Source organism: Paraglaciecola psychrophila 170 (assembly GCF_000347635.1).
Classification (GTDB): domain Bacteria; phylum Pseudomonadota; class Gammaproteobacteria; order Enterobacterales; family Alteromonadaceae; genus Paraglaciecola; species Paraglaciecola psychrophila.
In genome coordinates, this window is sequence record NC_020514.1 from 3,484,428 (window position 1) to 3,499,220 (window position 14,793).

Sequence of the window (14,793 nt, forward strand, 5' to 3'; positions counted from 1 at the left end):
CATTTTCCTTTTATAAGTTTTCTTGTAACCAATCTTTCACTGAAACAATGGCTGACTCTAAGTTTTGCGGTTGAGTTCCACCTGCAAGAGCCATATCAGGACGACCTCCTCCTTTGCCACCGACTTGTTGGGCTACAAATTTTACCAAATCACCAGCTCTAATCTTAGACACTAGGTCTTTGGTCACACCCACAATCAAACTAACTTTATTTTCTTCAGCGAGGCCCAAAACAATTATCGCGCTGCCTAACTGATTCTTAAAGTCATCGACCATAGACCTAAGCGCTTTAGCTTCAACACCTTCTAACACTGTAGACAGAACTTTGACGCCATTTACTTCGTACACTTGAGATAGTACATCTGTCGTTGCGTCACTGGCTATTTGTCGTTTGAGTTTTTGTAATTCTTTTTCAACTACTTTATTGCCATCAAGTATGTTTTTATACGAGCAGTTAAGCTTTGTGGATCTGTTTTTAATAAACCTGCAATTTGACTGATTTGTTGAGTTTGGCTCTGCACTGCATCTAGCGCCTGTTCTCCAGTAACCGCTTCAATCCTTCTAACACCCGCAGCAATGCCTCCTTCTGAAACTATCTTAAAGAAACCAATATCGCCTGTTCTATTGACATGCGTACCGCCACACAGTTCCATAGAAAACTCTCCCATAGAGACAACACGAACGTCTTCAGTATATTTCTCACCAAATAAAGCCATTGCACCTGCGGCCTTAGCCTCGTCCAAATTCATCAACTTAGTATCTAAAACGTGGTTGGCTCGAATTTGCTGGTTAACTAGCTTCTCAACACTTTGTAACTGAGTATTAGTTACTGCTTCAAAATGTGAAAAATCAAAACGAAAACGCTCGTCTGATACTAATGAGCCTTTCTGGTTCACATGCTCACCCAAAATTTGTTTCAAAGCAGCATGCATAAGATGCGTGGCACTGTGATTTAATTTTATAGCTTCGCGGCGCTCAACATCAAATTCAGCTTGCACCAAATCACCCAATTTAAAATCTGAATGAGCTGTGCCTTTGTGCGCAATAGCATTACCCAGCTTAACCGTATCCCTTACAATAAAATTGCCATTAGCAGTTTTAAGTACACCGGTGTCTCCAGCTTGACCACCTGATTCTGCATAAAAGGGGCTCTTATCAAGAACAACAATGCCTTCTTCAGCATCACTTAATTGATTTACTACCTGACCGTTGGCAAACAATTCAACAATCTTGGCCTGATTTGTTAACTTATCATAACCAGTAAACTCAGAAGCACAATTAGACTTTAGTAGTTCATTGTAATCAGTGTCAAATTGACTAGCCTGTTGCGCACGTTTTCGTTGAGCCGCCATAGCAGCTTGGAAACCTTCTTCGTCAATACTAAGATTTTTTTCACGAGCTACATCATTAGTTAAGTCTGCTGGGAAGCCATAGGTATCATAAAGCTTAAATACGAGTTCGCCCGGTACCACATCTGATGTCAACTCGCTAAGAGCATTATTCAGAATACTCATGCCACGCTCAAGGGTGCGAGAAAACTGCTCTTCTTCAGTTTTTAATACTTTTTCTATCAACTCACGATTGGCAGTTAGCTCAGGATAGGCTTCACCCATTTGGGTTTCTAGGGCCGACACCAACCGATAGAAAAATACGCCACTGGCACCGAGTTTATTACCATGCCTTACTGCTCTGCGGATAATACGTCTCAATACATATCCACGGCCTTCATTTGAGGGAATAATACCGTCACAAATTAAGAAACTACAAGAACGAATATGGTCAGCAATAACCCGTAAAGATTTATCTTGCCTATCGTCAGTCCCAACAATATTGGCGGTAGCTTCAATTAAGTTCTGAAAAATATCAATTTCATAGTTACTATGCACATTTTGTAAGATGGCAGTAATACGCTCCAAACCCATGCCCGTATCTATAGAAGGTTTAGGTAATGGCTGCATAGTCCCATCACTTTGACGATTAAACTGCATAAAGACCAGATTCCAGATCTCGATAAAGCGATCGCCGTCTTCTTCGGGAGAGCCTGGAGGTCCGCCCCAAATATGCTCACCATGGTCATAAAAAATTTCTGAACAAGGACCACAAGGACCGGTATCTCCCATCGACCAGAAATTGTCTGAAGTGCTAATACGAATAATTTTATCTTCTGACAAGCCAATTTGGTTTGACCATATATCAAAGGCTTCGTCATCATCGTGGTAAATAGTGACCAACAATTTGTCTTTAGAAAGCTTTAATTCTTCGGTTAAAAAATCCCAAGCATATTGAATAGCTTGAGTTTTAAAGTAATCACCAAAACTAAAGTTACCTAACATTTCGAAAAAAGTGTGATGCCTAGCAGTGTACCCTACATTTTCGAGATCATTATGCTTGCCACCGGCTCGCACGCAGCGTTGTGAAGATGTTGCTTTATTATAACTACGGGCTTCGCTGCCTAAAAATACGTCTTTAAACTGGTTCATTCCAGCATTTGTAAACAAAAGTGTCGGATCGTTTGCAGGAACTAAAGATGAACTGGATACTTTTTGATGTCCTTTTGCGGCAAAAAAATCTAAAAATGCGCACCGGATTTCGGCGGTTGTTTTACTCATTTACAATCCTGAAATATTAATAATTATTGGAGTTAAAAAATGCCCAAAAGCGGCATAAGTAATGCTTATGTCGCCAAAGATATCAGTTTAGTGAACTTTTGTTAAGGTTAGTGTTAGCACTAAGTAGCGTTAATCTTAGATGATTCAATCGCATAGCTAATTTGTTCATGTATAAAACCACGATAATATAAAAAATAGTTGCTGTTTTTGTTGCTCTTTAAAATACTTTGATAGCTAATTCAAACTCATCGATACTCAGTTCACGCATTGCTGAAGCCACTATTACTGCAGAGATTTGATATTTTTGTAATTCATTACATACTCTTGATTCGCCAATACCTTTATTCAACCGACCGCGGTTCAAAGATTCTGAAAACCTTTTATTACTTTGCAGATTATTCTGATTAAATGTATCAATGTACAGATAGGGCAATAATTGACGTTGCAATAGCATCTCAAGCAATTCATGTTGACTTCGCTCGCGCTAAGAAAATAACCTCGTGACGGTATATTTAATGATTTTAACATCGTTCTCTGCCATATTAGTCAAGTAAACTTAGCAAAAGGTTAGACCCTAAATTGTCATTATCAAACTCAAAATACACATTCAAATTTAACACCTCAATTGAAAAAATCGGTCAAACAGTCTGGGATGATTTAGCCAATGGCAATAGTCCATTTTGCCAGTATTCTTTTCTGCACGCCCTAGAAACCTCGGGATCGGTTGGAGGAAAGTCGGGATGGCAACCATTTCATTTATTAATTTATCAAAATTCCGAGCCTGTTGGCATATTACCCTTATATAAAAAAAACCATAGTTACGGAGAATATGTATTTGATTTTGCATGGGCAAACACTTACCGACAATACGGTGTTAACTATTATCCTAAATTAGTGACTGCAATACCTTTTACTCCAGTGACTGGTGCTAGGTTAATGCTCGACATTAAGGTAGATAAACAACAACTGTTACCCGTCTTATGCAAGGAAATTATGGCTCAATTAGCTGTGTACGGTATGTCTTCGATGCACTGGTTATTTGTGGAACAAGATATGAGTCAGTTACTGCATGAGCATAGCCAAGTTCAACGTCACGCGGTGCAATTTCAGTGGTTCAATCGTCAATATTCTTCTTTTGAAGATTATTTGACGTATTTTAATTCACGTAAAAGAAAAAGTGTTAAGAAAGAGCGCCTTAAAGTTACTACACAAGGAATAAAAGTGGTTCGCTTGCATGGCGAAGATTTGACTTCAGAAAAAATGCATTTTTTTTATGATTGTTACAAACAAACCTATTTAAAACGCAGTGGCCATGATGGATATTTGACTGAAGCCTTTTTTCAACAAATTTTTAGAGACTTGCATCACAATTTAATGCTGGTGATCGCATTAAAAGATAACCAACCTATTGCCAGCGCACTATTTGTATTTGATCAGAACCAACTTTGTGGCCGCTACTGGGGTGCTTTAGAGGATATTGACAACTTACATTTTGAGTGTTGTTACTACCAGGGTATCGAATTTTGCATTGAAAGAAACATCGCTAAATTTAATCCAGGTACTCAAGGAGAACATAAGATATTGAGAGGCTTTGAACCTATTTACTGTTACTCAAACCACTCACTTAAAGAGTTGGCATTCCACGAAGCCGTTGAACGATTTATAGAACAAGAAAACACTCAAATAGAAGAATACAAGAATAATGCTGAAAAACTTTTACCCTTTAAACGATCAGAATTGTAAGTGAGCTAAGTTTAATGCATCGGACGCCAATTACTGTTTTTGCCAGACTAACATATAGTTATTGGCTGGCATTGGGATTGTCTCAATGAGAACCAGAGGTATAGCCCAAAGAGTCAGTTCATCAATATCACGAATACCACCACAACCTTGCTCGCTTAAATGTTGATCGAAGGATTGATTAGACTCACTGCTATATTGCCCTTGAAAATTATAGGGGCCGTATTGGCAAAACATCCCATCAATAGGTAAATTATTGGCCACTAATTGCATCATAAGTTGTGACTCTAATGGTTGCATAATATGTGTGGTATTAGCTGTGTACACGGCATCAGTATTGGTTAGTGGCCAGGCGCTGGTAGCGCCGATAGTGAATGACAGGGGTTCATGCAAATTATTAACCTTTACCTCTTCTAACCACGCTGCAATACCAAGGTGTTTATCAGGCATATCGCTAGTATGCCATTCTAAATGTCTGAGCCTAGGGGCAAAATACGCGGCATGCTGACCGGTCCCAGAACCAATCTCTAAGAGGTTGGTTTTATCAACCAAAACCCTTTTCAATACTTCTAAAATAGGTTCTTTATTATTTTCGCACGCTTGGCTGAAAGGTTTATCGAACATGTTATTAGCAATCCACTTTTTTATTATTCTATTGAAGGTTAGGCCCCAACCACTTTTCAGCTTCTAGCCTGTCCCAACTCTTGCGAGCAGCATAATCGAGTAATTGATCGTCTTGTATTTGTGCCACTGCAAAATAACGACATCCTGGATGCGAGAAGTAGAATCCAGATACCGCGGCGCCAGGCCACATGGCGAAACTTTCTGTCAATTTCATACCGGTGTTTTTCTCCGTGTCCAACAAATCCCAAATCAACTGTTTTTCGGTATGTTCAGGGCAAGCAGCGTAACCAGGGGCTGGTCGTATACCTTGATATTTTTCACGAATAAGATCTTCGTTTGACAACGTTTCATCGGGGACATAACCCCATATCTCTTTGCGCACTTTTTTATGTAGATATTCGGCAAAAGCTTCTGCAAATCTATCCGCAAGGGATTTAACCATGATGGAATTATAATCATCACCGTCATCTTCATATTCTTTGGCAAAGCCATCTTCCCAAGTACCTGCAGTCACAGCGAATGCACCAAGGTAATCCGCTTTACCAGAAGATTTAGGTGCAACAAAATCACTTAAGCAATTGTTTGCCCCTTTAGGCTTTTCGGTTTGTTGACGAAGATGGTGAGCAATGTGAACCACTTCACTGCGACTTTCATCAGCATAGATTTCAATATCATCATGCACTCGATTAGCGGGGAAAATGCCAATAACGCCACTCGCTTTGAGCTTGGGGTTATCACATAATATTTTTAGCATATCCTGGGCATCAGCAAATAAAATCTGTGCCTCTTTGCCAACTACTTCGTCCTGTAAAATGCGCGGATACTTTCCCGCTAAAGACCACGTTAGGAAAAAGGGCGTCCAATCTATGTAATCAACTAACTCTGCCAGTCCAACACTTACTGCCGTCACCCCCAACATATTGGGGACAGGTGGCTGATAATTATCCCAATCAAAATTAAAACCATTGGCACGGGCTTGCTCTAACGTTACGGGGCGAGTGCGCGGCTTTTTCTTAGCGTGTTGTTCGCGTACTTTTTCGTAATCGAGTTTTAGTTCTTCTGCGTATATAGCTCGATTTTCGGCAGTGATCAGTTTTTGGCACACTCCCACTGCGCGACTAGCATTAGGCACATAAACCACTGGGTGTTGATAATGTTGCTCAATTTTTACTGCGGTATGCGCTTTAGACGTGGTGGCACCACCAATTAATAAGGGCAAGTCAAAATTTAGCCGTTGCATTTCTTTGGCCACGTAGACCATTTCATCAAGAGAGGGTGTAATCAGCCCGGATAGGCCAATCATATCGACATTTTCATCTTTGGCCACTTGCAATAGTTTTGCACAAGGCACCATCACCCCAAGGTCTATGATCTCAAAATTATTACATTGCAACACAACGCCCACAATGTTTTTGCCTATATCGTGAACGTCACCTTTTACTGTGGCCAACAAAATTTTTCCGTTACTGCTACCTTTGTCCTTTTCAAGTTCGATATAGGGATTAAGATAAGAAACTGCCTTTTTCATCACGCGGGCAGATTTAACCACTTGCGGCAAAAACATTTTTCCCTCACCAAACAAATCCCCAACTACATTCATGCCATCCATCAATGGCCCTTCAATGACATGTAATGGTTTTTCTGCTGCAAGGCGAGCCGCTTCGGTATCTTCCTCTATAAAGTCCATGATACCCCGAATCAAAGCGTGCTCAAGACGTTTATTTACGGGAAATTCACGCCATTCAAGGTTATCTTTGACCAAAACCTTACCGTCACCTTGATATTTGGGTGCTAGTTCTAAAAGATTATCCGTGGCTTGATCATGACGATTGAGGATCACGTCCTCCACAGCTTCTTTCAGCTCTGGGGGGATTTGGTCGTACACTTCGAGTTGTCCGGCATTCACAATGCCCATATCCATACCGGCTTTAATAGCATGATATAAAAATACCGAATGCATCGCTTCGCGCACAGGATTATTGCCACGAAAAGAAAAAGATACGTTGGATAAGCCGCCTGATACGTGAGCATGGGGCAAATTTTGACGGATACGCCGAGTTGCATTAATAAAATCGACAGCATAATTGTTATGCTCTTCAATCCCTGTGGCTACTGCAAAAATATTTGGGTCAAAGATAATATCTTGTGGCGGAAAGCCGATTTTTTCAGTGAGTAGTTTATAACTACGTTCACATATCTCGAATTTACGATCTTCAGTATCAGCCTGACCTTTCTCGTCAAATGCCATCACTACTGTGGCAGCACCATAACGCTTTAACAGCTTAGCTTGATGCAGAAAGATTTCTTCACCTTCCTTTAAGCTAATAGAGTTAACAATGGCTTTACCTTGCACACACTTTAAACCTGCCTCAATAACCGTCCATTTGGATGAATCAATCATGATAGGCACCCGAGAAATATCAGGTTCCGAAGCAATCAGGTTCAAAAATCGTGTCATGGCTGCTTCAGAGTCCAACATGGCTTCATCCATATTGATATCTATGATCTGTGCACCGTTTTCGACTTGCTGACGAGCAACATCTAAGGCTTTTTCATAATCATCGTCTAGGATCAAACGCTTAAACATCGCAGAGCCGGTAACGTTGGTTCGTTCACCCACATTGATAAAATTCGCTGAGGTCTTCGCGACGACAAGAATGGGTTGCTCAATATCTACTTCATTTTCACTCATCACAACCGCCTAATGGACAAAAGGTTCTAAACCAGACAGGCGCATTTTCACCTCTCGTTTTACTATTTTTCGAGGCGCGTAATCTTTTACCGCATCAGCCAAGGCCGCAATATGTTTTGGTGTACTGCCGCAACATCCACCCACAATGTTTAATAATCCCGCCTCTGCCCACTCTTTAATGTGCGCAGCCATTTCGTCACTTTGCATGTCATATTCACCAAACTCATTAGGTAAACCTGCATTCGGATGTGCGGAAACAAAACATTCAGCTATCTGAGATATTTCATCCACATATTGACGCAATAAGTCAGGGCCCAATGCACAGTTTAGGCCAAAAGAAAACGGCTCTACATGATTCATCGAATAATAGAAAGCTTCGGCCGTTTGACCAGACAATGTTCGACCAGAAGCGTCGGTAATGGTGCCTGAAATCATTATTGGTAACTTATAACCCAACTGGTCGAAAACTGTTTGTATCGCAAACACCGCAGCTTTAGCATTCAAGGTATCAAAAATGGTTTCCACCATAATCAAATCTGCACCACCTTCAATCAGTCCGTGGGTCGATTCAATATAAGCTTCAACCAACTCATCAAAAGTAATATTACGTTTAGCGGGGTCGTTTACATCAGGTGAAATAGAGGCTGTGCGACTAGTAGGCCCTAACACACCTGCTACAAATCTAGGTTTGTCAGGTGTTTGTCCAGTAAATTTGTCTGCCGCTTTTCTGGCTAATTTTGTCGCCTCGACATTTATCTCTTTTGCCAACCCCTGCATATTATAATCGGCCATCGAAATAGAAGTGGCATTGAAGGTATTAGTTTCAATAATGTCGGCTCCCGCCTCAAGGTAAGCGCAGTGAATGTCGTAGATGATCTGGGGCTGACTCAGTACTAATAAATCGTTATTACCTTTGACATCAGAATGCCATTCAGCAAATCGTTCACCGCGGTAATCTGCTTCTTCAAATTTATATTCTTGGATCATTGTGCCCATGGCACCATCAAGTAACAAAATACGCTTACTTGCTGCTTCTATCAGTTGCACTTCAAGTTGTTTTGGGACAATTCGCTGACTCAATGTCATTCCTCTTCTTTACTTCGCTATATAAATACACTTTTTTACTCAGAAAGTTGAGCCAAGTCATAAGGGGTATTTTGGTAAACATAATAATTTAACCAATTAGTAAACAATAAACTGCCATGAGCTCGCCAACTGACCATAGGCTCTTTAGTGGGATCATCATCAATAAAGTAGTTTACTGGGATTTGCGGTTGACCATTAGTTAATAAATCTCTTTGGTATTCTTGTTTTAAACTCTCAGAATCATACTCAGGATGCCCAGTAACAAACACTAAACGTTTATCTTCAGAAGCAATTATATAAGCACCACCCTCATCTGACTTAGCCAATACATTCAGTCCAGGTATAGAAGCGAAGTCTGCCATGCTTATTTCACCAAATCGTGATTGTGGTGCATTAAAAGCAGGATCAAAACCTCTCAATAATTCATCATGCTCATTTTGCACAAAATGCCGATAAACACCACTCAACTTATGCTCCCGAAGTTGCCTGTTTTTACCAAAATAATGATAAATGGCTGCATGAGCCGCCCAACATGAGAATAAAGTAGACTGCACATTTCGACGGGCCCAATCCATAATAACCGTCATCTTTTCCCAATATTTTACATCTTGATAGGCAAGGTGCGCGAGCGGTGCACCAGTCACAATTAACCCGTCATATTTTTTATTGACCACATCATCAAACTCTACATAAAAATTATCCATATGTGCCGCGGGCGTATTTTTAGGTGCTTGGTTATCAATACGAATTAAATCAATATTAATTTGCAAAGGTGTATTCGAGAGTAGACGTAAAAATTGCTCTTCAGTTTCCATTTTATTCGGCATTAGATTCAAGATACCCACTTCCATAGGTCTAATATCTTGTGTCGCGGCTCTCTGGGTATCCATAACAAAGATTTTTTCTTTGTCGAGCACATTTTGTGCAGGCAAGTTACTTGGAATTCTAATCGGCATATAGGATCTAAGACTGGAAATGTTGTCAACAAACTTGGCTTAATACACTAAAAAAGTCAACATCTTTACGTCTAGACGTCTAAATGAAAAAATATAAAAATGTAAAAATTAGTCTTAGACAGGTCAAAGAGCTCGTAAAATGCATTTTTCTAATTAAATCAAAACTTGGATTCAAATAATAAGTGCATAACTTGAACGGGTAGAAAAGACGGTCAGCTGAATATATGCTAATCGCTTTTTCTCCGGCAAGAGATGCAACATTGAAAACATATAAACAACTGACCTATGAACAACGATGCCAGATTTATGCTTTAAGTAAAACAGGAATGAGCCAAAATAAAATATCCAAACAACTAAAGGTTAGTCAATCAACCATTAGCAGGGAGTTTTCCCGTAATACAGGCAAACGAGGCTATCGTTTTAAGCAAGCTCAAACATCGACAGACACACGCCGATTAGTCGCTGTAAAGCCATTAAATTGACAACAGCACTCATTGCATTAATTGAGTCAAACTTACTACGAAATGGAGTCCAGAGCAGGTGTCTGGGTGGCTTAGGGAGGACCAGAGCATCGACATTAGTTATGAAACTATTTATCAGCACATTTGGTCTGACAAAAAATAGTGGTTATTTATTCCAACATTTACGTAGGAAAGGTAAAGCTTATCAATCACGTAGTAAGGATAAACAAGCTGGCAGAGAGTTTATTAAGAACCGTATAAGTATCGATGAGCGTCCACACGTTGTTGATGATAAAAGTAGAATGGGTGATTGGGAAATTGACCTCGTTATTGGCAAAGGTCACAGTGGCGCACTGGTCACGATTGTAGAGCGCAAAACGAGTTTTACCGTTTCGAGACGTGTAGATGACAAGTCAGCAAAAACAGTCACAGCAGCCACCATCGCCTTGTTAGCGCCGTTTAAAAGCGCTGTACTCACGATTACAGCGGATAATGGTAAAGAGTTTGCGTACCGTGAACAGATGACTGAAAGTTTGAAATGTGATGTGTATTTTGCAGACCCTTATTGTTCGTGGCAACGAGGCTTGAATGAAAATACCAATGGTCTATTACGACAATATTGGCCGAAATCAACAGACTTTAAAAAGGTATCGCAATCAGCCGTTCAAGATGTAATAGTCAATCTCAATAACAGACCAAGAAAGAAACCAAATTATAAAACGCCAGCCAAACTAATGGCTGAACACATGGTGGCTATAGCTGCTTAGAGGTTATGCACTTCAAACTTGAATCTGCCAAATCGCAAAAATATGGAATCTGAACTAATCAACAAGACTAATATTGGACACATTTAAAGTTATGGGAATTTATCTTTGATTATTGTGTAGATTAAAGAGAAGTTCAGCCTCTGCCGCGGGCATATCGCATTCACGCATCAAATCCTCAAGGCTAGCACCTTCATGAATAAGTTTTGCACCCTTGCTGTAAAAGCGACTTTGCGAGTCTTGTTCGACGAAGTTTTGCTGAGTTGACTGTAAATTATCGACTTGCTGAACCAGATCTTTGACGCGACTAATCACACCATAATTTCCACTACGGATTTCATGTATTTCTTCACTAAGGTGAGTCACTTTTTTACTTTGTACAGAGAGCATGTTGCTTTGAGCTACGATAGTTTCAAGCTGATTTTTATAACGTTTAAACAGTACAATCAATAAAGTCAAACAAGCTATAGAGACAATCAATGCTATTAAGCTTAGTAATAATGTAAAACTCATAATTATCTCTAAAAGGACTATAAGACACGGAACACTATAACGTAAGCAGGAATACTTCGCCGTAGTGAAACGTGTGAACTAAGTATCATGCTTAGATATTGGTAATTTCGGTCCACTCTTCGTCATTCAGTAATTTATTTAAGTCAACTAAGATAAGTAATTGCCCATCTCTGTTGCTAACGCCCTGAATAAACTTGGCACTTCCTTCAGTACCCACATTCGGTGCACTGTCTATTTCTGAAGACCGTAGATATACGACTTCTGCGACACTGTCGACCAAAATACCGACTACTTGTTCATCAGACTCAATGATTACTATACGAGTATTATCTGAAATATCCGACGAAGGTAACCCAAAGCGTGATCGCGTATCGATGACGGTGACAACGTTACCCCTTAAATTAATAATCCCCAAAACATAATCTGGAGCGCCTGGTACTGGAGCTATTTCGGTATGACGCAGAACTTCTTGTACCTGCATAACATTTATACCGTATGTCTCTTCACCTAATTTATAGGTAACCCACTGCAACACTTCATCACCGTTTGCGGCTACTGTATTACTTGAATTTCTGTCGTCACTCATTCCCATTGCTCCGGCCCAAAATAGGCTAATCGTTACTGCTTAAACCTTGCTTCAACATGTTAATCAACTGCTTAACATTCATCAAGGCACACATTTTCTTTTTAATCATGCCAGATAACCATGAGCGACTACCTTCAACATTTCGCCATTTCACTTCATCTGGTGTCAAAGTTTCAGTGGCAACTAACTTTTCACAGCCTAATCCCCAACCACTTTCACCTAACACTATAAGATATTTATATTCTGTTGTTCCAGCTAACTTATCCGAAGATTTTTCTGGCATTATCCATTTGGCGGTATCGACTACATTATACTTTTCATCACGGTGCAACAAAACGCCTTTAAACCAAGCAGGTTTACCAAACAGGGGATTGACACTCTCAATCTGGTGTATCCCACCTAACTCCGTCAACGGTACAGCCAATGTCATGCCTGCAACCTCAAATAATAACACCTGAAACTCCCCTTCAGGAATAATAGGTTTAACGACTTTGCTCGGTGTATTTACTGCCACTAGCCTTTTTTCGACCTGAGGTTCCAGAACTTTAGCAATCACTGGAGTGGTTTCAACAGGCTCTGCTGCTGGTTGTATAAAAGGCTCGGTTCTTGGAACTGGTTCAGTCTTAAACAACTGCTCAACAGACTGACGTTTAACATCATCAACAATAGTTTCATCTGTCAACAAGGCTGACATGTAATCTTCCATCACATCTTCGTTAGCGAAGGGATTACCACTCATCTTTTTATTTCCAATTTTTGTAAGTGACTCAGTAGTTTAGCATAAGCAAAAACCCCTCGGGATTTCGGGCAATACACAGATGGCGGACTTTGTGCCTGACTGGCATCTCTAAATCGTGTATCAATTGGAATTAACCCAACCCACACACCCTCTTTGTAGGTGCGGATCAATGTGCTATAAGACTCAGTTGCCGCATTGACACGTTTGTCATACATTGTTGGAACTATGGTATAAGCAAAGGTTTTGGCTAATGATTTTTGCATAATTTCCATGGAGTGCATCATTCTATCCAAACCTTTCAAAGCTAAAAACTCGGTCTGCACTGGGATAATAACCCTGTCACAAGCCGCTAAAGCATTAATCATCAACACCCCTAAAACCGGTGGACAATCAATAATAGCGTAGTCAAATTCATCACTAATTAGCTCTAAAGCTTGCCGTAAAATTAGTCCCATACCACTTTTTGTGCCTAACTTTCTGTCTAACGTCGCTAATGCCATTGTCGCTGGCAAAATGAATAAAGAGTCCAATTTTGTCGGACATAAACAATTTAAAACATTCTCTTTAGTAACTGACTTTCCAGCTACAAATATGTCATATAGGCTAGTAGATAATTGTTCTGAATCAACACCAAAATAGTAACTTAACGAAGCCTGTGGATCAGTATCAACCAATATTACTCGCTGTCCACTTTGCGCTAATAAACCGCCAAGGGTAACAGTTGTGGTGGTTTTACCTACACCACCTTTATGATTTGCGACCGTCCAAACTACCAAACCTGTACCCACATTTTAAGAATTATAGTTTGAGAAAATTTGAAGACATTTAGATCAATATTTTTATTTTGAAAAAACACCCAAAGTGCTCCTTTGATCCTAATCTAGTATTTCGTTCTTTATATGACTCGCCATATGAGCAATATCATAATTCGCTTGGGATATATTGGCTATAGTAACAGCCTGAGGCATACCATAGACTACGCAGCTCTGCTCATCTTGCGCCCATATTTTAGCACCTTTGGCTTTTAACTTTTTACAACCTTCACGGCCGTCAGCCCCCATACCCGTTAAAATAACAGCGAGTACATTACCTGAATAAACCTGAGCCGCAGATTCGAACGTCACATCAACACTTGGCTTATAAGTAGCAGAGGGGAAACATTCTGGATCAGAGATGACAACTCTTGCATTCCCCGCTCTTCCCTCTATGGTCATTTGTTTACCACCCGGCGCGAGATAACATACCCCGGGGGTCAACATTTCGCCATTAGCGGCTTCTTTTACTGTTACATCACATAAATCATTTAGGCGCTTAGCAAATGCCTGAGTAAATGAACCTGGCATATGTTGTACCATTAACACAGGAACAGGGAAATTAGCGGGTAATTCCGTTAAAATTTTCTGTAAGGCTACTGGTCCTCCTGTAGAAGTGCCTATAGCAAGGCAAGTATAACGACTTGACGTAGCCGCGCCGAAAGTAGACTTCATACCTAGCGTTGTTGTTTTATTCACAACCTTCGTCGGTAAGACTGTTGTAGTGTTGGGTGCTAAGGAGCGTGTTCTTAAAAAAGAACTTGCTCCAAACATCCTTCTACCGCATAGCGCTTTAACACGATTCTGAAGTAGTAAAATGGCTTCTTTTCTATTTAGAGCAATATCTTCGAATTTCTTTGGGAGAAAATCTAAAGCACCTGCATCCAATGCGTCCAATGTAGCTTGTGCTCCTTCTTGGGTAAGTGATGAAAACATAATAATAGGCACAGGGTTACTGGCCATTATTTTCTTCACAGCAGTTATACCATCCATGACAGGCATCTCTATGTCCATGGTTACAACATCAGGCCTTAAAGAAGCAACGAGTGTTATCGCTTCCTGTCCATTTTTAGCCTCACCTACTACCTCTAATTCACAGTCTTCTTCAAGAATCTGTTTAATTCTGCGACGAAAAAAAGTTGAATCATCAACTATTAAAATCTTATAAGTCATTTTCGCCTATCATACCTATTTGTCTAACTATCAATTTCAT

At 40.1% G+C, this 14,793-nt stretch carries 11 protein-coding genes and 2 pseudogenes; 2 read left to right on the top strand and 11 right to left on the bottom strand.

Annotated features, from left to right (window positions below):
* Positions 1-10: 10 nt before the first annotated feature.
* Both alaS and C427_RS15240 read right to left on the bottom strand, forming a co-directional pair.
* Positions 11-2,607, bottom strand: a pseudogene (gene alaS / locus C427_RS15235) (alanine--tRNA ligase).
* Positions 2,608-2,824: 217 nt separating this feature from the next.
* Positions 2,825-3,055: a regulatory protein RecX gene (locus C427_RS15240; protein WP_226991269.1), complete on the bottom strand. Its 231-nt coding sequence runs from the start codon at positions 3,053-3,055 to the stop codon at positions 2,825-2,827.
* A 131-nt stretch (positions 3,056-3,186) separates the two neighbouring features.
* Here C427_RS15240 and C427_RS15245 point away from each other — a divergent pair, with 131 nt between their 5' ends.
* Positions 3,187-4,350 carry a GNAT family N-acetyltransferase gene (locus C427_RS15245; RefSeq protein ID WP_007642448.1) on the top strand — a complete coding sequence of 388 codons (1,164 nt, stop codon included), beginning with the start codon at positions 3,187-3,189 and terminating at the stop codon, positions 4,348-4,350.
* Between the two features lie 30 nt (positions 4,351-4,380).
* Here the strand turns inward: C427_RS15245 and C427_RS15250 are convergent, their stop codons facing one another.
* From C427_RS15250 to C427_RS15265, 4 genes are read right to left on the bottom strand one after another with little or no spacing between them, the layout of a single operon-like run.
* Positions 4,381-4,971, bottom strand: a complete 591-nt coding sequence (locus C427_RS15250) for a DUF938 domain-containing protein (protein WP_007642449.1) — start codon at positions 4,969-4,971, stop codon at positions 4,381-4,383.
* A gap of 28 nt (positions 4,972-4,999) precedes the next feature.
* Positions 5,000-7,663 carry a methionine synthase gene (metH, locus tag C427_RS15255; RefSeq protein WP_015431040.1) on the bottom strand — a complete coding sequence of 888 codons (2,664 nt, stop codon included), beginning with the start codon at positions 7,661-7,663 and terminating at the stop codon, positions 5,000-5,002.
* A gap of 9 nt (positions 7,664-7,672) precedes the next feature.
* Positions 7,673-8,743: a homocysteine S-methyltransferase family protein gene (locus C427_RS15260; RefSeq protein ID WP_007642450.1), complete on the bottom strand. Its 1,071-nt coding sequence runs from the start codon at positions 8,741-8,743 to the stop codon at positions 7,673-7,675.
* A gap of 41 nt (positions 8,744-8,784) precedes the next feature.
* The gene (locus tag C427_RS15265; RefSeq protein ID WP_007642453.1) at positions 8,785-9,705 is read right to left on the bottom strand and encodes a homoserine O-succinyltransferase; all 921 of its coding nucleotides are present in this window, start codon (positions 9,703-9,705) and stop codon (positions 8,785-8,787) included.
* Positions 9,706-9,965: 260 nt separating this feature from the next.
* Here C427_RS15265 and C427_RS15275 point away from each other — a divergent pair.
* Positions 9,966-10,933 (top strand): annotated as a pseudogene (locus C427_RS15275) (IS30 family transposase).
* Between the two features lie 99 nt (positions 10,934-11,032).
* On the opposite strand, the gene C427_RS15280 reads toward C427_RS15275, so the two are convergent.
* From C427_RS15280 to C427_RS15300, 5 genes are all read right to left on the bottom strand, one after another.
* On the bottom strand, positions 11,033-11,443 hold the full coding sequence (locus C427_RS15280) for a DUF2802 domain-containing protein (RefSeq protein ID WP_007639115.1): 411 nt from the start codon (positions 11,441-11,443) through the stop codon (positions 11,033-11,035).
* 91 nt (positions 11,444-11,534) lie between these two features.
* Positions 11,535-12,029: a chemotaxis protein CheW gene (locus C427_RS15285; RefSeq protein WP_007639117.1), complete on the bottom strand. Its 495-nt coding sequence runs from the start codon at positions 12,027-12,029 to the stop codon at positions 11,535-11,537.
* Positions 12,030-12,054: 25 nt separating this feature from the next.
* Positions 12,055-12,768 (bottom strand): chemotaxis protein CheW, encoded by a 714-nt coding sequence (locus C427_RS15290; protein WP_007639119.1) that lies wholly within the window; start codon positions 12,766-12,768, stop codon positions 12,055-12,057.
* Positions 12,765-13,544, bottom strand: coding sequence for a ParA family protein (locus C427_RS15295; RefSeq protein ID WP_007639121.1), 780 nt, complete (start codon positions 13,542-13,544; stop codon positions 12,765-12,767). Before C427_RS15295 ends, C427_RS15290 begins: the two co-directional genes overlap by 4 nt.
* Positions 13,545-13,643: 99 nt before the next feature.
* Entirely contained in the window at positions 13,644-14,753 is a 1,110-nt protein-coding gene (locus C427_RS15300; protein WP_007639123.1) for a protein-glutamate methylesterase/protein-glutamine glutaminase, read from the bottom strand.
* Positions 14,754-14,793: the final 40 nt, after the last annotated feature.

Coding starts and splice junctions, on each gene's coding strand:
- metH (WP_015431040.1), bottom strand. CDS start 7,663: ATGAGTGAAAATGAAGTAGATATTGAGCAACCCATTCTTGTCGTCGCG.
- C427_RS15285 (WP_007639117.1), bottom strand. CDS start 12,029: ATGAGTGACGACAGAAATTCAAGTAATACAGTAGCCGCAAACGGTGAT.
- C427_RS15265 (WP_007642453.1), bottom strand. CDS start 9,705: ATGCCGATTAGAATTCCAAGTAACTTGCCTGCACAAAATGTGCTCGAC.
- C427_RS15300 (WP_007639123.1), bottom strand. CDS start 14,753: ATGACTTATAAGATTTTAATAGTTGATGATTCAACTTTTTTTCGTCGC.
- C427_RS15250 (WP_007642449.1), bottom strand. CDS start 4,971: ATGTTCGATAAACCTTTCAGCCAAGCGTGCGAAAATAATAAAGAACCT.
- C427_RS15280 (WP_007639115.1), bottom strand. CDS start 11,443: ATGAGTTTTACATTATTACTAAGCTTAATAGCATTGATTGTCTCTATA.
- C427_RS15290 (WP_007639119.1), bottom strand. CDS start 12,768: ATGAGTGGTAATCCCTTCGCTAACGAAGATGTGATGGAAGATTACATG.